Consider the following 17890-nt stretch of genomic DNA (forward strand, 5'->3'; position numbering starts at 1 on the left):
ACAGCGAGACATGTTGCCATGAAGAACGCCCAAATCCTGGTGGTCGAAGACGACGAGTTCATCGCTGACCTGATCGCCATCAATCTCGCCGGGAAAGGCTGCCAGGTGACTCAGGCGCAGGACGGCCAGGCGGCCTGGGACCTGATCGAAGCGTCGGCCACCGAATTCGATGCCATCCTGCTCGACCGGAAGATGCCCCGCATGGATGGCCTGACCCTGCTGGGGAAGCTGCGCGCACGCCCTCAGACGGCGCAGGTCCCGGTGATCATGGTCACCGCGATGGATGCCAAGGCGAGCATCCTGGAGGGGCTCCAGGCGGGTGCCTCATATTATCTGACCAAGCCGTTGCAGATCGATGTGCTCCTGGTGGTCGTCCAGGCCGCGGTCGACCAGTGCCGCCAATACCGGCAACTGCAGCAGAACGTCAGGCAGACCGAGCAGGCGTTACGCTTTCTCACCAGTGCCGGCTTCCAATATCGCCGGCTGGACGAGGTCAATGTGCTGGCCGGATTGCTGGCGCGACTCTGCCCGCAACCCGACCGGGTCGCGCTCGGTTTGCGCGAGCTGATGATCAATGCCGTCGAGCACGGCAATCTCGGGATCGACTATGCCGGGAAGTCACAACTCCTGCTGGATGGCGATCTCGCGGCCGAGTTGGAGCGTCGCCAACAGTTGGCGGAAAACGCCGATAAGCGCGTGGAGATCCGCTTCGAGCGCACCCCGGAGTCGATCCTGTTCACCGTTCGGGACCAAGGCGAGGGGTTTGCCTGGAATGCCTATCTCGACTTCGATCCGGAGCGCGCCTTCGACCCGCACGGGCGGGGCATCGCGATCGCCCGCGCGATGAGCTTCGATACCTTGGAATACCTGGGCAACGGCAATACGGTCCGGGTCTCGGTGGCGCTTCGTGACGCCTGATCTCAATCACGGCTGTGCAAAGGAGATGACCGAGGCCGTAGGGTCCGCTGTGCGGACCGCATGCCGCGCGAGACCAACCGACGCTGGAACTCGCCCTGGGGCAGGAATTGGCTAAACTGGAGGAGCAATCCAAGATGTCCTATGTCATCTGAACCCTATTCCGACCCCCCGCACCCGGAGATGGCCTCATGATCCCGCAACCCAAACCCTTCCTGCGCTTCGATGACTGGCTCGCGGCCGAGCGGGCGTCCCTTGACGGACGCACCGAGTACAGCGACGGCGAAGTATTCGCGATGGCCGGCGCGAGCGAGGCGCACAACCTGATCGTCGCCAACGTCATCCGCGAACTGGGCAATCAGTTCAAGGGACGCCCCTGCGTCGTCTATCCGAGCGACATGAAAGTCCGCGTCGAGACCACCCGCACCGGGGCCTACCCCGACGTGATGGTGGTGTGCGGGCCGCGGACCTTCCTGGACGAGAGCCGCGACGTGCTGACCAACCCGACCCTCATCATTGAGGTCCTGTCCGACTCCACCGAGGCCTGGGACCGCGGGGGCAAGTTCGCCGCCTACCGGAGCCTGCCGAGCCTGCGGGCCTTCCTGCTCTTGTCCCAGCGGGCGATGCAGGCGGAGAGCTTCGTGCGGGCCGATGACGACACCTGGACCCTGCGCGCCTTCAGCGGCCCGGACGCCGTGGTGCCGCTGGCAGCCGCCGAGGCCTCGCTTCAGCTCCGGGAGGTCTACGACAAGGTGGACTTGCCGCTGGGCGTAACCCCGGTTGGACCCGGCTGACCAGCACCCCAATCGTGCTACACAAATGGAGCGCAATGGCTTTCCACTGAAGGTGCGCACGGCGCACCCTACGCCAATGGTCCGGGCAATTGCGTCAGGTGGTACCAGTGCCCACGTAGGGTGGAATGTGCCAGCGGTTCCGCCCTATCCTAAGTCCCGCGGTCGACCGGCTGAAGCCTCGACCTCCGGTCTCCTCGCGGCCGGAACGACGAGCGACACCCCCTGGACTGGAGGCTCACACCGCCGCGGGACCCGGCCGCAAGGAGCTGGGGACCGCCCCCCTACCCCTGCACCAACAGATTACGCAGTTCGATGATCGCCGCATTGGCGCGGGAGATGTAGGACGCCATCACCAGTGAGTGGTTGGCGATAGGCCCGAACCCGGTGCCGTTGAGGATCGCCGGGCTCCAGATGGGCTTCTGGGTGTTTTCCAGCTCGCGGATGATCTGTTTGAGCGACACCAGCGCGTTCTTGTCCTGAAGCACCGGGGCGAAGTCTATCTCCATCGCCTTCAGACTCTGAAGCAGGGCCCAGGTGTAGCCGCGGGCCTCGAAGAAATAGTCGTCGATCTTGAGCCAGGGGGTCTTGGTCCGCGTCTGCTCCGGGACCGGCTTCGACTGGCGGGCATTGGGGTCACCCGCCAGGGCGGTGTCGAGCTGGGCCTGACCCACGGCATAGGACAGGCGCTGCCCCAGGCTGCCGAGGCGCTTGCTGACCACCTGCAGGTAATCGGTCAGATTGTCCGCCCGCGCGAAGAACTGGCCGTCATATTGCTGGTTGTCGGAGAGCCGCACCAGATAGCGCTTCAGCGACGCGACGCCGTCGCGGTATTCCGATTCCGACGACGGGAAGATCCAGGACTCGGAGTCGTAATTGAACTTGGGCTCAGCCACCTGGAGGTCCTTATCCTCCACCGATTGGGTCTGGGCGCGGGCGAAGTCGTTGCGCAGCGCGCTGGTGAGGTCACGCAGCTCGGTCAGGACGCCGAATTCCCAGTTAGGGATATTGTCCAGATAGAGTCCGGGGGGGCTGATGTCGTTGGTCAGGTAGCCCCCGGGCTTGTTCAGCAGCACCTCGGTGATGCCGATGGCGGTCGCGGTGGTCAGACTGCCGGGGACCAGCTTGGCCGGGTCGTTGCCGACCAGCTTGAGGGCATTTTCCCTGACATCGAACCCGGCGGGCGAGCGGGACCAGTAGACGCCGAGGACGACGATGACCACCAGATAGGTGACCACAAAGAGCCCCAGGGTCCACCACAGGCCCTTCTCTTTCCAGGTCCGGGGGTCGTAAAACGCCACCACCTTGGTGACGGTCTCAGTCAGGCGCGGGGCTCGGGGAAATCGTTGATCCATTTGGAACTCCTGTGTTTCAGGTCAGGACGGTTGAGGACGGGGGCGGTACCGGGGGACTGGCGGCAGCGGGCACGAGGCCGCGGCCGCGGCCGCCGCGATATCCGCAATCGCCTTATGTGATAGCGGTCGCCGCGAGTCTCAAGCGAGGAGCGCCGCGTAGACGGCCAGATCGGCGGGAGAGTAGCAGCAGAAGACGACCTCCCGGATCCCCGGATGCCGCGGCAGGGCGACGCGCACGGTGTCGACGGCGATAGCGGCGGCGGCGGCAATGGGGTAGCCGTAGATGCCGGTGCTGATGCTGGGGAAGGCCAGCGAACGCACCCCGGCCGCCGCGGCGACCGCGAGCGAGCGGCGGTAGCAGGCGGCGAGCAGGTCCGGCTCACCCGCGGTGCCGCCGTGCCAGACGGGGCCGACGGTGTGGATCACGTAGCGGGCCGGGAGCCGGTAGCCGCGGGTGAGCCGCGCGTCACCGGTGGCGCAACCCCCGAGCGTCAGGCACTCGGCCAACAAGTCAGGCCCGGCGGCGCGGTGGATGGCCCCGTCCACGCCCCCGCCGCCCTGGAGCGAACCATTGGCCGCATTGACGATCGCGTCGATGGCGAGCGTTGTGATGTCGGCCGCGATGGCCTTAAGTATGGTCGGCATGGTCACTGAACTCCGCCGCGCGCAAAGGGAGCGAAACTATACCAGAGGCCCGCCGGAGCACATCGCCTGCCCCAGGCGGCGCCCCATCGGTTAGCATTGGGGGAGTTCGCGCCGCGGCGGCGCACGGACCCCAGATCAACCCTTGGCCAGGCAGAGCAACCATGAGCGAATCCACCCCAGCAGAGAACCCCGGTCAGACCCAGGCCCCTGCCCCAAGTCAAACCCAGGACATCGGCACCGAGATTGCGATCATCGGCGGCGGACCCGGCGGCTACACCGCGGCCTTCCGCGCCGCGGACCTCGGCAAGCGCGTGGTCCTGATCGAGCGCTACGGCGCCCTGGGCGGGGTCTGTCTCAACGTCGGCTGCATCCCCTCCAAGGCCCTGCTGCACACCGCGGCCATCATCGAGGAGGCCAAGGCCCTGGGCGTGATGGGCGTGACCTTCGCGCCCCCCGCGATCGACCTCGATAAGATGCGCGCCGGCAAGGAGCAGGTGGTCGCCCGCCTCACCGGCGGGCTCGCCGCGCTCGCCAAGCAGCGCAAGGTCCAGATCCTGACCGGCAGCGCGCGCTTCGAGGGCCCGCGGCGCCTCAGCGTCGAGACCCGGGAGGGCCGGGTCACGGTCAACTTCAACCAGTGCATCATCGCCTGCGGCTCAAGCCCGGTGCGCATCCCCGGCTTCCCCCACGAGGACCCGCGGGTGATGGACTCCACCGGGGCCCTGGAGATTCGGGACATCCCGGGGCGCCTGCTGATCGTCGGCGGCGGCATCATCGGTCTGGAGATGGCGAGTGTCTACGCCGCGCTCGGCTCGCGCATCGATGTCGTGGAGCTGCAGGACCAGCTCATCCCCGGCTGCGACCTGGATCTCGTGCGGGTACTGGAGAAGGTGGTCAAGCCGCGCTACGAGCGCATCCTGCTGGAAACCAAGGTCGCGCGCATGGACGCCGCCGCCGCGGGCATCAAGGTCGTCTTCGAGGGCAAGCACCCGGGCGAGGAGACCTACGACCGGGTCCTGGTCGCGGTCGGACGTCGCCCCAACGGCAAGTCGGTCAACGCCGAGGCGGCCGGCGTCACGGTAAACGCCCAGGGCTTCATCCCGGTCGACGGCCATATGCGCACCAATGTGCCCAACATCTACGCCATCGGCGACGTGGTGGGCAACCCCATGCTGGCCCACAAGGCGACCCACGAGGCCAAGGTCGCGGCCGAGGTCATCTGCGGCCTGCCCGCCCTGTTCGACCCGCTCACCATCCCCTCCGTCGCCTACACCGACCCCGAGATCGCCTGGATGGGACTGACCGAGACCGAGGCCAAGAAGCAGGGCATCGCCTATGAGAAGGGCGTCTTCCCCTGGGCCGCCAGCGGCCGGGCGCTCGGCATCCACCGCGAGGAAGGCCTGACCAAGCTCCTGTTCGACCCCCAGACCCACCGCATCCTCGGCGCCGGCATCGTCGGCGTGAACGCCGGTGAACTGATCGGCGAGACCGTACTGGCCCTAGAGATGGGCGCCGACATGGAGGACATCGGGCTCACCATCCACCCGCACCCGACGCTGAACGAGACCATCGGCCTCGCCGCCGAGATGGCGCACGGGTCCATCACCGACCTGATGCCGCCGAAGAAGCGCTGAACCACTGCGCGAGCAGTCCCGTAGGATGGGTAGAGCGCAGCGAAACCCATCGTTTGCGCGCCTCGAAGGCGTTGCTTGCCGGGTTTCGCTGCGCTCGACCCATCCTACCGATCGGGCGTGTAGCGGGTCCCGACCGAATACTCTCGCAGGCTCGCCGCGTGGGAATCCCGCCTGGGCGCACGAAGGCCTTGATCATCGTTCCGGCCGACGCGCACGCGGTCCGCACAGCGGACCCTACGGGAAGGCGCCGCGCCCGCAGGGTCCGCTGTGCGGACCAGCGACCTCGTCGTCACCGAAGTGGCAGGAACGATGATCGAGGCCCGCACGAAATTGATGCGGTGCCCCGCCCCGCTGACAACGGGCCTGTCATGGTTTATCCTCGCCCCAGTGAGGTTGCCGTGCAAGTCCGCACCCTCGCCGGCAGGCCGGGGCCGTCGCCGCACCGAAGGACCTAAGCCGAGACGTACACAGCCCCCGGGCGCACGCGGCCCGGGGCCCAGGACCCGGAAGCGACTGGAGGGAACGCGATGAAAGACGACTGTTTCTACGCCCATAGCGCCAACGCCGCCGGGGCTTGGCACCGCCTGAGCGAGCACCTGGAGTCCGTCGGCCGTCAGGCCCGGACCTTCGCCGGTGCCGCCCCCTGGCGTGAGGAAGCCGGTCTCGCCGGAGGTCAGCACGACCTCGGCAAGTACGGCGACCGCTTCCGGCGCCGACTTCTGGGGCAAGACTCCGGACTCGATCACTGGTCGATGGGCGCCTGGCTGGCCCTGAAGCAACACCAGGCAATCGCCGCCGCGCTCGCCATTCAAGGCCATCACATCGGTCTGCAACAGGGTGGCCCGGACGGGCTGATGGGTCTGGACCCTGCGAGGCTCGCCCGCCAACACCCCCTCGGCCTGGCCCTCTCCGACCCCGACTTGGAGCGACTGGTGGCACGCGCCGGCGCCGACGGACTGGAATTCAAGCCGCCCGGGACCAAGGCCGTCACCTCCTGGGAAAAGGCCGTCGCCGCCATGCTCGACGTGCGGATGCTCTTTTCCTGCCTGGTCGACGCCGATTTTCTGGACACCGAGGCCCACTTCGACGGCACCGCGGCCGGCAAATGTCCCCGCGCCCCAGGCCCGACGCTCGATCCCCAAGCCGCCCTCAATGCACTCGATCGCTACATGCGCGACGGCATCCGCCCAGGGACCCAGGCGCAACCCGCCGTGCGCGCCGCCCGCGAGGCCCTCTGGCTGGCCTGCACCCACGCCGCCGAGGCCGCCACCGGGTGCTTCACCCTCACCGCCCCCACCGGTTCGGGCAAGACGCTCGCCATGCTCAAGTTCGCGCTGGAACAGGCGCACCGCCACGGGCTCAGGCGCGTCGTACTGGCGGTGCCCTTCCTCACCATCATCGAACAGACCGCCCGGGTCTATCGTGCCGTCTTCGCCGACTTCCCCGAGCACTTCGTCCTGGAGCATCACAGCCTGGCCGGACTGGGTGCCGAAACCGCCCAAGCCGACGCCCAGCCGCCCCAAGAGCGCGAACGGCGCCTGCTGGCCGAGAACTGGGACGCCCCCATCGTCATCACCACCAACGTCCAACTGCTGGAATCGCTCTTCTCCAATCGCCCGTCGGCCTGCCGCAAGCTCCACAACCTGATGGAGTCCGTGATCCTCTTCGACGAGGCCCAAAGCCTGCCGGTGCAACTGGCCGTGCCCACCCTGGCCGCCCTGTCCCACCTGTCCGCGGCCTACCGCACCAGCGTCGTCTTCGCCACCGCCACCCAACCCGCCTTCGACTCGCTGCACGAGGCCGTCAGCAAGCACGCCGCCCCGGGCTGGCAACCGGTCGAGGCCGCCCCCGATCACCCGGCCCTGTTCGCCGCCTTGAAGCGCGTCGCCGTCACCTGGCCTGCCCCCGGTGAGAAGCGCACCTGGGACGAGTTGGCCGACGAGCTTCAGGACATTCCTCAAGCCCTGGTCGTCGTCAATCTGAAACGCCATGCACTGGCCCTGCTGGAGGCCCTGGGCGAGGCCCCTGATATCGTCCACCTGTCCACCAACCTGTGCCCGGTTCACCGCCGGGCCGTGCTGCAACGGGTGCGGACACGACTGGCCGAGGGTGCGCCCTGCCGCCTGGTCTCCACTCAATGCGTCGAGGCCGGCGTGGATCTCGACTTCCCCCGCGTCTTGCGCGCCTTCGCACCCCTGGAGGCCATCGCTCAGGCGGCCGGGCGCTGCAATCGCGAGGGTCGACTGAGCCACCCGGGCGAGGTGTTGGTCTTCGATCCCGATGAACCGGGCGACTGGCGGCGCCGCTATCCGACCCACGCCTATTTCCAGGCGGCCGAGGTGACTCGGCGGATGCTTCTGGATAAGGGTACACTCGACATCAACAATCCAGCGGCCTTTCGGGACTACTATCGGCAGCTTTACGACCTGAGCCAACCGGCCAGCCAGAACCCGACCTTCGACAGTGCCATCAATGCCCGCGACTTTCCGCAGATCGCCCGTCTTTATCGCCTCATCGAGCAGGACGCCATCCAGGTATTAGTCCCCTGGGCCGAACGGCTCGACGAGTACGAGGCGTTGCGCGCCGAAGCCGAAGCGGACGGTATCGGCGGCGCTTGGATGCGCGGTGCCCAAGGACTCGCCGTCAGCGTCTACCGACCTCGGCCCGACCACCCCGCCTGGAGCATCCTGATCCCCGCCAAACTACGGCGGACCTCACGGGCGGACCGCCAACAGGACGAGTGGTTCATCCTCGAAGACCCACACGGCGCGCATTACGACGAGAGGCTGGGGCTCATCCTGCCCCAAGCGGAACCGGTACTCATTGGCTGAACCCAGTGCCCGGCACCGCTGGCAAACGGCGGCGACTTGCCGACACAGCCCAGTCGGCGCATGAGCAATCAATCCACAGGAGGCACCATGGCCAACGGCACGCATACGTTAGAAGTCTGGGGCGACCTTGCCTGCTTCACCCGCCCGGAGATGAAGGTGGAGCGCTTTTCTTATCCCGTCATCACCCCATCGGCAGCCCGGGGGATCTTCGACGCGATCTACTGGGACGCGCGCCGCGACGGCGACCGGGTGCGACCCTATTTCCACTGGCAGGTCACGCGCATCGAGGTGCTGGCATTGCCCCGCTATATCGCGCTACGTCGCAATGAGGTCAAGGACCGGGTGCCTGGGACCGCCGTGCTCAACAAGTGGATGAAGGGCACCACCAACCCCGAGCCCCTCTGGGCCGACGGCGGCAAGGACGAACTCGGCACCGACCAGAAGGGGCGTACCCAGCGCCAGACCATGGCGCTGAAACAGGTCCGCTACCGGCTCAGCGCCCGAATCGCCCCCAAGCCCGCCTTCAGTGCCGACCAGGGCGCCATGAACAGCCAGTTCCAGCGGCGCGCCCGTGCCGGCAAGTGCTTCCAGCAGCCTTACTTTGGCTGCCGCGAATTTCCGGCCTTCTTTGAGTACATTGAAGACCCCGCGGCCAGCACGCAACCGCCGATCCTGCTCGACCAGCACCTGGGACTCATGCTCTACGACGTTTTCGACCTGTCCCGGGACATCGTGAAGGATGGCGACCCGCCATTTATCAGCCTGTTCGATGCCACCCTGTGCGGCGGGGTCATGGAGGTTCCAGCGTTCGACAGTTCAGCCGTAAAGAAGCCGGGGAGGGTCTGATCATGCTCCAGCAACTCGCCGCCTACGCCGAAGCCCACCTGACCGAGTCCGAACCGGGCTTCAAGTCCCGCGAGGTCCGCTGGTCAGTCGAACTGGCCGCCGATGGTCGTTTTCTGAACGTCCTCCCCTTGGGCGACGGTAAGCGCGGTCAGGAACTCAGACGCTGCCCCGACATGCACAGCATGAACGCCGGGGGGCGTGCCCACTTCCTGGTGGAATCCTGCCAATTTGTCTCTCTCCTGATTAAGGGTGACGAGCCTCCCGACGACAAGACCCGCAAGCGCCACGCCTATTATGTGGATCTGCTGCGTCAGGCGGCCGACACCGTCCCGGCGCTGCTTCCACTTGCCGAGTTGGTGGCGGCTCCAGAGCACATTGCCGCGGTCCGTGCGGCCTTGGTCGCGCAGAAGGCGAAACCGACCGACTGGATGACGTGGCGCATTGCCGCTGCGGACCCGCACGATTCCCACGAGGTGCAGCGCTGGTGGCGCGATTGGCGCCGGTCGGATCTGAGCGTCGCGGCACCGCAGTCGACCCCTGGGCCGGCTGGTGACGGGGCGCCTGCGGGCACCATGCTGTGCCTCCTCACCGGCACGAATGTTCGCCCACTAGCCACTCAGCCAAAGATCACGGGGCTGTCGGGCGTCGGCGGACTTGCAATGGGCGATGTGATGGTCGGTTTCGACAAGTCATCCTTCGGTTCCTACGGCCTGGACCAGTCAGCTAATGCAGCGATGGGCGAGGAGGCCGTCCAGCGGTATGTCGATGGACTCAATGACCTGATCCGCAACCATAGCCGCAAACTTGCCAATGCCTTGGTCGCCCATTGGTATAAGGACAACATTGCCCCGGCCGGCCTTGATCATAACTCCGCCCACCCCCGTCACGCCGCCACCAGCGTCAGCGCCGGGCGCGTGACCGGTCGCGGTCGCCGCCGCCGCGCTGGCGGCGGCAGACCGACGTGCGCCAGCACGTGGTCAAACAGCGCCGGGTGAGCCCGCCCGAAGAAGCGTTCGGCGGCGGTGGTGCCATCGGGGCGGCGGACATAATAGTTGTGCATGGCCGTCAGGGCCGCCAGCTTGCGGTCACTGAGGCGGTGACTGCCGTGATGATAAAGCGACAGGTGGCCGTTGCGCCCTTCCACACAAGAGCTACTGCGCTGGAACAGATCGGCGCAACCGCCGGCGACCGCCTCGATCTGTGCGCGGCGCGTGGGCGCCAGGGCCTGCAGCGGATGCGTCGGCTGGCGCAAGGGTTCGAGCAACTGTGCGCTCAGCGCCGTGAGTCGATGGCGGGTGTCGGCGTGGCTGCTGCGCCCCGCCACCCGCGCCAGGTAGAGGGCCGGAATCAACTGGGTCAGAACCGCCTGCTCCACGTCGGGCGCCAGGTCCAGGGCGTCGACCCGGGTCTGGACGCGCGCCCAGAAGAACGCCAGGGTGGCCAACCACGGCACGGTCAGGCGCTGCGCCTTGGCGAGGTGTGCGCGGGCGCGTGCGGGCAAGTCGGCCGCGTCGGCGAGGTGTGCAAGGCGTGCCCAGACGTCGGCGAAGCGGGCGGCGACCTGCGCCACGGATTGCACCTGTCCGCTCACGAGGTCGTACGGGTGATACAGCAGGCCCAGTTCACGGATCTGCTCACGGGCTTGCGTTTGGCGTGTCAGGGCCTGGGTCTGCTCGGCTTCGGCCGCGACCAGTTCAGTTAAGGCCGCGTCGCTGCGGGCCGCGAAGGCCGGTGGTCGGCCGCGCGGATGAGGGACTTGCGCGTCATACGCCCGTTGCGCGGCCTGCGCCGCGTCCAGCGGCGCCTGGGCCGCCGCGACGGCGGCGCTGGCCTGTCTGACCTGGCGGTCCAGGTGCAGACTGGTCCCCTTGGACACCTCATACTGAGCATGGAACAGGTCCGGGGAATGCTGGGCGCCGAGGTCTTGCTCGTGGTGGTGCCGTAACGCCTTGGCTTCATCACTGGTGCCTTGGATGACGGTCACCGGCATCCCCGCCAGCGCCGTCTCCAGGGCCTGCGTCCAGGTCGCCGCCGTGCGATCGGGCGCGTACTGTTCCAGCAGAATGAAATTCGACACCGGCTCAATGGCGACCAGGCAGACGTCGGGGTGAAAGGTTTCATCCTCAGCGACCGTCAACTCCTGCGGCGGCATGCCGACAGCGAGGGCGACCCGCTGTTCCTGCGCCTGTTTGGCCACGGCCTCCTGCACCTGCACCGTCAGCGCATACTGGCTGCCATAGGAGGCCCCGACGAGCGCCGACAAGCCGCTCAGCTCCAGGAACTCACACACCATCCGCACCCCGGCGCCGGCCCGCAGGGTGATGATCAGATGCATCACCACGACCAGTTGGTGCAGCCACTGCGCCCCCGCCGGGGTCGCCAGGCACGCCGCCACCTCCACCGGCAACCCCGCCAACGGCGCCGCCGCGCGCCAGCCGCGCAACGTGCTGCGCGCCACCCCCAACTCCGCCGCCACCTGCCGCAGCGGGTGTCCCTGCGCCAACTGGCCAGCGGCGCGCCCGCATTGCTCCGCCCGCTCCAAGCGGGTGCAGTGCTTCACCGTGCACCGCCGCGCGCCGGCCAGGCACGGCCGGGTGGCGAATGCCTGGCATCTGGGCTAAAGTCAGTGGCGGCAGGACCTTCGGACATTGTTGACTACCCCGGGTTAGTTTGCACTTCCAAGGGTATGAAAATTCGGAGGTCCTGCCAACCTCCCCGACACCGATGACCGAGTTCAGTGCTTGGTCTTGGGCGGATTTATGATCAAGGCCGCCCCGGCCGATGATCTATTTGCACTCCTGATGAGTATGGAGACCGAAGAGCAGACCGAGGCCACGGCGCAAGCCGCGGTCCGCCGCTTACTGGACGCGATCCGCTCCGGTGAACGTGCCGACTTGGGCGACAACCGCTATTTTGCTTTGACCCTCTCCGGCGCCGCCGGACGCGTCATGGTACGGGACTGGATGGAAGGCCGGTTTGAACACCTGGCCGGCCACATTGCCGCCTGGTTCGCCGATCTTGCCATCGTCGCCCGCGATGGTCACGCGTTTGCCCACGACCCCAAGTTCATGGCGGTCTGTGGCGCGCTGGTCCGTGAACTCAAAGACCTGCCCGCCCCGATCGCCGCTACCCTGTGGCGCGTCGCAGTCCAGGGTTTGCCGATCCCCCGGTCCCTGCTGGCACTCGCACTGGCCCGCTTGCGCGCGGAGCGTGTGGACAAAGACCAACCCCCGATCAATCACGCCAGGATGGGCCTTATTCGGGCCTACTACGTTCGACTCACTCCAGGAGGTGACGCCACCATGACTGCCTATCTCAACCCGGACCACCCGGCCGCCGCCTATCACTGCGGGCGCCTGCTGGCCGTCTTCGCCAACCTGCAACGCGCCGCCTTGGGGGAGGTCGGGGCCGGGGTGGTCCAGCGCTATTACGCGGCTGCCAGTCAGACCCCCGGCCTCATTCTCGGCCGACTGGTCGCGAATTCTCGCAATCACCTGGGCAAGCTCGACGCCAAGCTCGCCTGGTGGTTTGAGAACCAGTTGGCCGAGGTCATGGGCCGCTTGGGTGACGGCGCCCCACGCATTCTCGATCTCGAAGGCCAGGGTCTCTTCGCGCTCGGCTATTACCAGCAGCTTGCTGCCCTGCGCGCCGGGCACAAAACCGAAGCTGGCGATCCGGAATCCCCCGCGACCATCGCTCCAGCAGACGGAGATCAATAATGAATACGCTCCAGAACCGCTATGAATTCCTGTACCTTTTCGATTGTGAGAACGGCAATCCCAACGGCGATCCGGATGCGGGTAACAGCCCTCGCATCGACCCCGAGGACATGCACGGTTTGGTGTCCGACGTTGCCATCAAACGGCGGATTCGCAACTACGTGCAGACGGCCTTCAACAACACCGCGCCCAACGCCATCTTCGTGGAGCACGCAACCAACCTGAACAAGCCCATCACCGCCGCCCACATCGCCACCGGTGGTGCCCCCGGTGGCGGGGGCAATCGCACCCAGGTCAACGCGGCGCGCAAATGGATGTGCGACCAGTTCTACGACGTGCGTACCTTTGGTGCCGTCATGTCGACCGGGGCAAACGCCGGACAGGTACGGGGACCGGTGCAGGTCGCCTTCTCGCGGTCCCTGGACCCCATCCTCCCCATGGATGCATCCATCACGCGTATGGCGGTCGCAGAGAAGGTACCCGGCGCCACCACGATGGCCGATTACGAGCGGTGGGAGACCAATCAAGAGGAAGACAAACTCCGCACCATGGGACGCAAATCTCTCATTCCCTACGGCCTCTACGCCTGCAAGGGCTTCGTCTCCGCCCACCTGGCCCAGGGCACCGGCTTTTCCGACGAGGACCTGGCCCACCTCTGGGAGGCGCTGCTCGGCATGTGGGACCATGACCGCTCTGCTTCCAAGGGCGTCATGTCCTGCCGCGGACTCTATGTCTTCAAGCACGTCGGGACCGACAGCGACGAGACCCAGCGGGTAGGGTGTTCAATATTTCACCTATATCGCAAATTAAATTCATGCAGTTTTCGTGTTTGACACAAAATCAATGAGAGCACGCCGACGCCGGGCCAGCATCGACGCACCGAGGTGCGTTGTCGCCCACTGCTCGACATCAATAGTACGCACCGATTCCATCGCCTCCTGAATCAACGGAGTCGCCAGGTCGGCGATGAAGGCAGGAATCGCAAGCACCAGCTTACCGATCTCCTTGAGCGGCCCCCTGGTGGTGAAGCATTTGTATTTCCCGAAGACCGATTCGATGATATCGGAGGAGGCCAGCCAGACACTATCAGTCGGGATCTTGGCGGATTCCAATGCGACCTTCGCGAGAATCTGTTGGGTAAAGGCCGCCGCCCGTGGGGTGAGCGTTGACGGCGGTGGCAGCGTGGCCTGGAGTGATTCTTGGGAGCCCTGCTGAAGACCCGTGGATTTGAGATGCGACTGAATCAGCTTGGATTGCGCCATCATTTGCGCGTAATCCACCAGGTCATCCCGGTAGGACAGTAGCCAGGCAAAGCCGTCAAGGAAGCGACTGTACCCGGCGTCCGCTTGCTGCCAGAACACATCGTCGAGCGTATCACTCTCGAGGTCTGAGTGTGTCTGCAGTGCCTGGCAAAAAGCCGCCCGGTCGGGATAGCGAATGCCGACGATGGCCCGCAATGGGTGCGCCCGGGCGGCGCCGAACCGCGCGCACAGGTGCTCCCATGCCGGCCACTTCAGGACGTATTGCGCGCGGATCGCGCTGAAGTCGCCGCGATCATGGTAGGCGAGGACGCGTTGTGCCCACCGCACATGGACATCCAGATTCATAAAACGCGCCTTGATGCGCTGCCGAGGCGGCAGCAAGAAGGCGAGATCGGTCTGCTGCAAGGACGACCACGCGCGGCGACAGTGCGCCAGCAAGGACTCCCAGCGCGCATCTCGGCCCATCTCGGCCTTGAGCCGCGTCGCAATAAGATGCGATATATCATAAGTATAGACGCAGGCAGTGGCGTGCTCCTGAAACAAGGCGATGCCCTTGTGCAGGTCGCTGCCGTGGTCGGCAACGATCTGGACTGGTGGACCGGTGCGTTGCGCAACGCGCCTGAGCACTTGTGCGACCCACGCTCCCGTGCTGTGTGTTGTGATCTCCACGGCCAGCACCTGCATGGCGCCGTGACACGGGCTGTAACCGCTCTGGGCCAGTGCACTCACCGGAATACCCAGGATGACGAGGCACTTGGACGCCCCCAAGGCGATCGTATGGTCGGCGACGTAGATCCAATCCGTGCGCCATTGCGGTTGGCGATTGAGAATCGCGAGACCGCAGCGATAGACCCAGTTGAGCACGGTGGTGTGGGCTGGCGCCGCCACCGGGAGTGACGCGCCGAACAGATTCAATACCCGCGCCACCCCGCGGCTGCCGAGCCCCGCGTGCAGATACAGCCGCATGGTTAACTGCATGACCATGACCGAATAGTGATGGCCGACCGGCGGGGACAGCGCAAGGTGTGGTGGCTCATCCGCTGGTTCGTCATCCGCCGGCGCCGCGGCCTCTTCGGCTCCCGTTCGCGCACGCTCCGCCTTTAGCGCACGCGCCTTCCACTGCGCGCGGCTGTGCTCCAGATCCCGAATCTTGACCTCCGCGGCCCGCAGGCGCTGCTGCCGCTCCAACGCTTTCGCCTTCCAGGCATCACGTGATCGCTGGAACAGGTTGGCCAGACGGCTCGCTGGGCTCTTGAATGCATTCATCACGTCGTGCGTGCTCCGGCAAGGCGGTCAGATCACCGCGCCAGTAGACTGATCAAGCGTTCGTCGTTTGTCAACGGCTTGGCATGAGAAAGTGGCGCACGCGTCATCGTACTCCCCCAAGCACAGAACCGACCGCCGGGCCTTCCAGGCAACACGCTTCTTGCATCGACTTTTCGGCGCCTTTTTAGGTCAGATTGAACACCCTACCCAGCGGGTGCGCCAGGCCATGCTCGGATGCGCCCCGGCGCAGCGGATGTTGGACTTCTCGCAACCCGGCCGGGAACAAGCCAATGCCATCATTGAGATCGGCCATCAGCCAGGCTTACAGGGCTCCCCGCGCACCTTCGCCGATTATGTGGTGACGCCCAACCCAGAGCGCTTGCCCGCCGGGGTCAAATTGCTGATCGACGGCAAGCCTGCGGGGTAACTCCGCAGCGAACGGCAGCGATTGACAGAGACCCTCCCGATCGCATCGCCCGGCCGAGTGGCCGGGCGTAAATTGAAACAGGAGACAGATATGAACCTGGACGTGCTCCCTGTTCCCGCGGTCGAAACACCCGACCCCGTCAACCTCTCGGCCCTCAATCAATATGCCTATTGCCCCCGGCGCTGCGGACTCATCTACCTCGACGGCGAGTTCGAGCAGAACATTCACACCGCCCGCGGCAATGCCGAGCACGAGCGGGTGGACCGTGCCGCCCATGTCGCCGGGCATGACGGCGCGCGGGTGGAATACGCCCTGCCGGTGTGGAGTGAACGCTGGGGCCTGATCGGCAAGTGCGACGTGGTGGAGTTCTGGCCGGACGGCACCATCTACCCGGTGGAGTACAAACATGGGCCGAAAAAGAAGCATCTCAACGACGACCTGCAACTCGTCGCCCAGGCCCTATGCCTTGAAGAGATGTTCGGCCGTGCGATCACCCAGGGCGCCATCTACCACGCCACCAGTCGTCGGCGCCGCGAGATTGCCATCACCGCGGAGTTACGCCGCTCGGTGGCGCAAACCGCGGACGCCATCCGCACCATGCTCGCATCAAAGCGCCTGCCGGCGCCCATCAACGATCGGCGCTGTGATCAATGCTCGCTCAACGCAATCTGCGAGCCGAAAATGACGACAGCGTTGCGTCTGCAGCAGGCGGCGAGGGACTCACTCTTCGACCCGGATGCGCCGGTCTGATACGCGGCAGTGCCGAACACCGACATCATTAACACGCGATAAAGCCTTGGTCCGGGCGCACGAGGGCCGGACTGGCTATCTACCACTGAATTTGCTGAAGGAGCGCATATCGTGACCGACTGGCAGGACCGCATCGTCTGCGATCCCGATACCCTATTCGGCAAACCCCGGATCAAGGGAACGCGAATCGGCGTCGAGTTTCTCCTGGATCGCCTGGCTTCGGGCTGGAGCCACGCGGACATCCTGGAAAGCTATCCGCACGTCAAACAGGAGGACTTGGAGGCGGTCTTCGCCTTCGTTCGCGATTGTCTGAAGGATGAAAGCTTCATGATCAAGACCGCGGCGGAATCCGGCAAACGACCTGGCGGGGACGACCCTGACAACTTGGACGACGGATGGACCTGATGCGTACCATACAAAACACCCTCTACGTGATGACCCCGCAAGCCTATGTGCACCTGGACAACTCCACGGTCCGCATCGAAGTGGAACGCGAAACCCGCCTGCGCGTCCCGCTGCATCACATCGGCGCCCTGGTCTGCTTCGGCAATGTCATGCTCTCCCCGGCCCTGATGCACCGCCTGGCCGAGGAAGGCAAGTCGCTGGTCCTGCTCGACCACTCCGGCCGCTTCAAGGCGCGGCTGGAGGGGCCGGTGTCCGGCAACATCCTGCTGCGCCAGGCCCAGCATCGGGCGGCGCTTGATCCCGACTTTACCCTCACGACCGCCCGCGCCGTCGTCGCCGGCAAGCTCCGCAACAGCCGCTCCGTCCTCCTGCGCGGCGCGCGCGAGGCGGCCGACCCCGGGGAGGCGCAGACCCTCACCCACTGCGCCGAGTCCCTGGCGGCTTCGCTGCGCGCCGTCCCTTCCGCGGGGGACCTGGACACCCTGCGAGGCTTCGAGGGCGAGGCCGCCCGCGGCTATTTCGCCGCCCTGAACCTCATCGTCAAACCCCAGGCACGCGCCGCCTTCTCGCTCGACGGACGCACCAAGCGCCCGCCGCGCGACCGCTTCAACGCCCTCATCTCATTCCTCTATTCCATGCTGATGAACGACTGCCGCTCCGCCGCGGAGGCCGTCGGGCTCGACCCCCAACTGGGCTTCCTGCACGCCGTCCGCCCCGGACGCGCCGCCCTTGCGCTCGACCTGCAAGAGGAATTCCGCTCCGTTCTCGTCGACCGCTTCGCCCTAACGCTCATCAACCGCGGCCAACTGAGCGCCGGGGACTTCGACGAGCGCGAAGGCGGTGCGGTCATGCTCAACGACCAGGGCCGCCGACTCGTCGTCACCGCCTGGCAGGAGCGCAAACAGGAGGAGGTCACCCACCCCTTGTTGGACAGCAAGGTCCCGCTCGCCCTGCTGCCCTTCGTCCAGGCCCGTCTGCTCGCCCGCACCCTGCGCGGCGACATGGACGGCTATCTCCCCTATCTCGCAAAATAGACCAGGGAAT

General features: G+C 66.1%; 16 protein-coding genes. 12 read left to right on the forward strand and 4 right to left on the reverse strand.

Annotation, left to right across the window (positions count from 1 at the left end; translation table 11 throughout):
* The first annotated feature begins 18 nt into the window (after nucleotides 1-18).
* Together THSYN_RS19360 and THSYN_RS19365 are read left to right on the forward strand one after the other, a co-directional pair.
* Nucleotides 19-918, forward strand: a complete 900-nt coding sequence (locus tag THSYN_RS19360) for a response regulator (RefSeq protein WP_100920566.1) — start codon at nucleotides 19-21, stop codon at nucleotides 916-918.
* A 188-nt stretch (nucleotides 919-1106) separates the two neighbouring features.
* The gene (locus tag THSYN_RS19365) at nucleotides 1107-1709 is read left to right on the forward strand and encodes a Uma2 family endonuclease (protein ID WP_100920567.1); all 603 of its coding nucleotides are present in this window, start codon (nucleotides 1107-1109) and stop codon (nucleotides 1707-1709) included.
* 281 nt (nucleotides 1710-1990) lie between these two features.
* On the opposite strand, the gene THSYN_RS19370 is transcribed toward THSYN_RS19365, so the two are convergent.
* Together THSYN_RS19370 and THSYN_RS19375 are read right to left on the reverse strand one after the other, a co-directional pair.
* Entirely contained in the window at nucleotides 1991-3061 is a 1071-nt protein-coding gene (locus THSYN_RS19370; protein WP_100920568.1) for a DUF2333 family protein, read from the reverse strand.
* A 138-nt stretch (nucleotides 3062-3199) separates the two neighbouring features.
* Nucleotides 3200-3697, reverse strand: a complete 498-nt coding sequence (locus tag THSYN_RS19375; RefSeq protein WP_418219944.1) for an O-acetyl-ADP-ribose deacetylase — start codon at nucleotides 3695-3697, stop codon at nucleotides 3200-3202.
* A 170-nt stretch (nucleotides 3698-3867) separates the two neighbouring features.
* Between THSYN_RS19375 and lpdA the strand changes: the two genes are divergently transcribed.
* The 4 genes from lpdA (at nucleotide 3868) to THSYN_RS19395 (ending at nucleotide 10012) form a co-directional block, all read left to right on the forward strand.
* On the forward strand, nucleotides 3868-5340 hold the full coding sequence (gene lpdA, locus THSYN_RS19380) for a dihydrolipoyl dehydrogenase (protein ID WP_100920570.1): 1473 nt from the start codon (nucleotides 3868-3870) through the stop codon (nucleotides 5338-5340).
* Nucleotides 5341-5867: 527 nt separating this feature from the next.
* Nucleotides 5868-8171 carry a CRISPR-associated endonuclease Cas3'' gene (locus THSYN_RS19385; protein ID WP_100920571.1) on the forward strand — a complete coding sequence of 768 codons (2304 nt, stop codon included), beginning with the start codon at nucleotides 5868-5870 and terminating at the stop codon, nucleotides 8169-8171.
* Nucleotides 8172-8231: 60 nt separating this feature from the next.
* Complete coding sequence (cas5c, locus tag THSYN_RS19390; RefSeq protein ID WP_216644585.1) at nucleotides 8232-9017, forward strand: type I-C CRISPR-associated protein Cas5c; 786 nt, start codon at nucleotides 8232-8234, stop codon at nucleotides 9015-9017.
* Between the two features lie 2 nt (nucleotides 9018-9019).
* Complete coding sequence (locus THSYN_RS19395; RefSeq protein ID WP_100920573.1) at nucleotides 9020-10012, forward strand: type I-C CRISPR-associated protein Cas8c/Csd1; 993 nt, start codon at nucleotides 9020-9022, stop codon at nucleotides 10010-10012.
* Here the strand turns inward: THSYN_RS19395 and THSYN_RS19400 are convergent.
* Nucleotides 9901-11577, reverse strand: coding sequence for a DUF6399 domain-containing protein (locus THSYN_RS19400; protein ID WP_100917541.1), 1677 nt, complete (start codon nucleotides 11575-11577; stop codon nucleotides 9901-9903). The genes THSYN_RS19395 and THSYN_RS19400 overlap by 112 nt on opposite strands.
* Nucleotides 11578-11776: 199 nt before the next feature.
* On the opposite strand from THSYN_RS19400, the gene THSYN_RS19405 reads away from it, so the two are divergent.
* Together THSYN_RS19405 and cas7c are read left to right on the forward strand one after the other, a co-directional pair.
* Nucleotides 11777-12736: a type I-C CRISPR-associated protein Cas8c/Csd1 gene (locus THSYN_RS19405; RefSeq protein WP_100920574.1), complete on the forward strand. Its 960-nt coding sequence runs from the start codon at nucleotides 11777-11779 to the stop codon at nucleotides 12734-12736.
* Nucleotides 12736-13569: a type I-C CRISPR-associated protein Cas7/Csd2 gene (gene cas7c / locus THSYN_RS19410; protein ID WP_216644586.1), complete on the forward strand. Its 834-nt coding sequence runs from the start codon at nucleotides 12736-12738 to the stop codon at nucleotides 13567-13569. Before THSYN_RS19405 ends, cas7c begins: the two co-directional genes overlap by 1 nt.
* Here the strand turns inward: cas7c and THSYN_RS19415 are convergent.
* Nucleotides 13549-15264, reverse strand: coding sequence for a hypothetical protein (locus tag THSYN_RS19415; RefSeq protein ID WP_100919993.1), 1716 nt, complete (start codon nucleotides 15262-15264; stop codon nucleotides 13549-13551). The two genes, cas7c and THSYN_RS19415, sit on opposite strands and share 21 nt — an antisense overlap.
* A gap of 91 nt (nucleotides 15265-15355) precedes the next feature.
* Between THSYN_RS19415 and THSYN_RS34140 the strand changes: the two genes are divergently transcribed.
* The 4 genes from THSYN_RS34140 to cas1c all read left to right on the forward strand — a co-directional run bounded on the left by THSYN_RS34140 (nucleotide 15356) and on the right by cas1c (nucleotide 17880).
* Complete coding sequence (locus THSYN_RS34140; protein ID WP_157817791.1) at nucleotides 15356-15691, forward strand: hypothetical protein; 336 nt, start codon at nucleotides 15356-15358, stop codon at nucleotides 15689-15691.
* A gap of 90 nt (nucleotides 15692-15781) precedes the next feature.
* Nucleotides 15782-16441, forward strand: coding sequence for a CRISPR-associated protein Cas4 (cas4, locus tag THSYN_RS19420; RefSeq protein WP_100920576.1), 660 nt, complete (start codon nucleotides 15782-15784; stop codon nucleotides 16439-16441).
* A 111-nt stretch (nucleotides 16442-16552) separates the two neighbouring features.
* Entirely contained in the window at nucleotides 16553-16846 is a 294-nt protein-coding gene (locus THSYN_RS19425) for a DUF433 domain-containing protein (RefSeq protein WP_100920577.1), read from the forward strand.
* Nucleotides 16846-17880, forward strand: coding sequence for a type I-C CRISPR-associated endonuclease Cas1c (gene cas1c / locus THSYN_RS19430; RefSeq protein WP_100922500.1), 1035 nt, complete (start codon nucleotides 16846-16848; stop codon nucleotides 17878-17880). The genes THSYN_RS19425 and cas1c overlap by 1 nt, the downstream gene beginning before the upstream one ends.
* Nucleotides 17881-17890 lie beyond the last annotated feature (10 nt).

Origin of the sequence: Candidatus Thiodictyon syntrophicum (assembly GCF_002813775.1) — a bacterium.
Taxonomy (GTDB): Bacteria; Pseudomonadota; Gammaproteobacteria; order Chromatiales; family Chromatiaceae; genus Thiodictyon; species Thiodictyon syntrophicum.

Excerpts from the sequence above, each read along its gene's own strand:
- lpdA (WP_100920570.1), top strand. The coding sequence starts at position 3,868 with ATGAGCGAATCCACCCCAGCAGAGAACCCCGGTCAGACCCAGGCCCCT.
- THSYN_RS19415 (WP_100919993.1), bottom strand. The coding sequence starts at position 15,264 with ATGAATGCATTCAAGAGCCCAGCGAGCCGTCTGGCCAACCTGTTCCAG.
- THSYN_RS19385 (WP_100920571.1), top strand. The coding sequence starts at position 5,868 with ATGAAAGACGACTGTTTCTACGCCCATAGCGCCAACGCCGCCGGGGCT.
- cas5c (WP_216644585.1), top strand. The coding sequence starts at position 8,232 with ATGAGCAATCAATCCACAGGAGGCACCATGGCCAACGGCACGCATACG.
- THSYN_RS19405 (WP_100920574.1), top strand. The coding sequence starts at position 11,777 with ATGATCAAGGCCGCCCCGGCCGATGATCTATTTGCACTCCTGATGAGT.
- cas7c (WP_216644586.1), top strand. The coding sequence starts at position 12,736 with ATGAATACGCTCCAGAACCGCTATGAATTCCTGTACCTTTTCGATTGT.
- THSYN_RS19370 (WP_100920568.1), bottom strand. The coding sequence starts at position 3,061 with ATGGATCAACGATTTCCCCGAGCCCCGCGCCTGACTGAGACCGTCACC.
- cas4 (WP_100920576.1), top strand. The coding sequence starts at position 15,782 with ATGAACCTGGACGTGCTCCCTGTTCCCGCGGTCGAAACACCCGACCCC.
- THSYN_RS19395 (WP_100920573.1), top strand. The coding sequence starts at position 9,020 with ATGCTCCAGCAACTCGCCGCCTACGCCGAAGCCCACCTGACCGAGTCC.
- THSYN_RS19365 (WP_100920567.1), top strand. The coding sequence starts at position 1,107 with ATGATCCCGCAACCCAAACCCTTCCTGCGCTTCGATGACTGGCTCGCG.
- cas1c (WP_100922500.1), top strand. The coding sequence starts at position 16,846 with ATGCGTACCATACAAAACACCCTCTACGTGATGACCCCGCAAGCCTAT.
- THSYN_RS19360 (WP_100920566.1), top strand. The coding sequence starts at position 19 with ATGAAGAACGCCCAAATCCTGGTGGTCGAAGACGACGAGTTCATCGCT.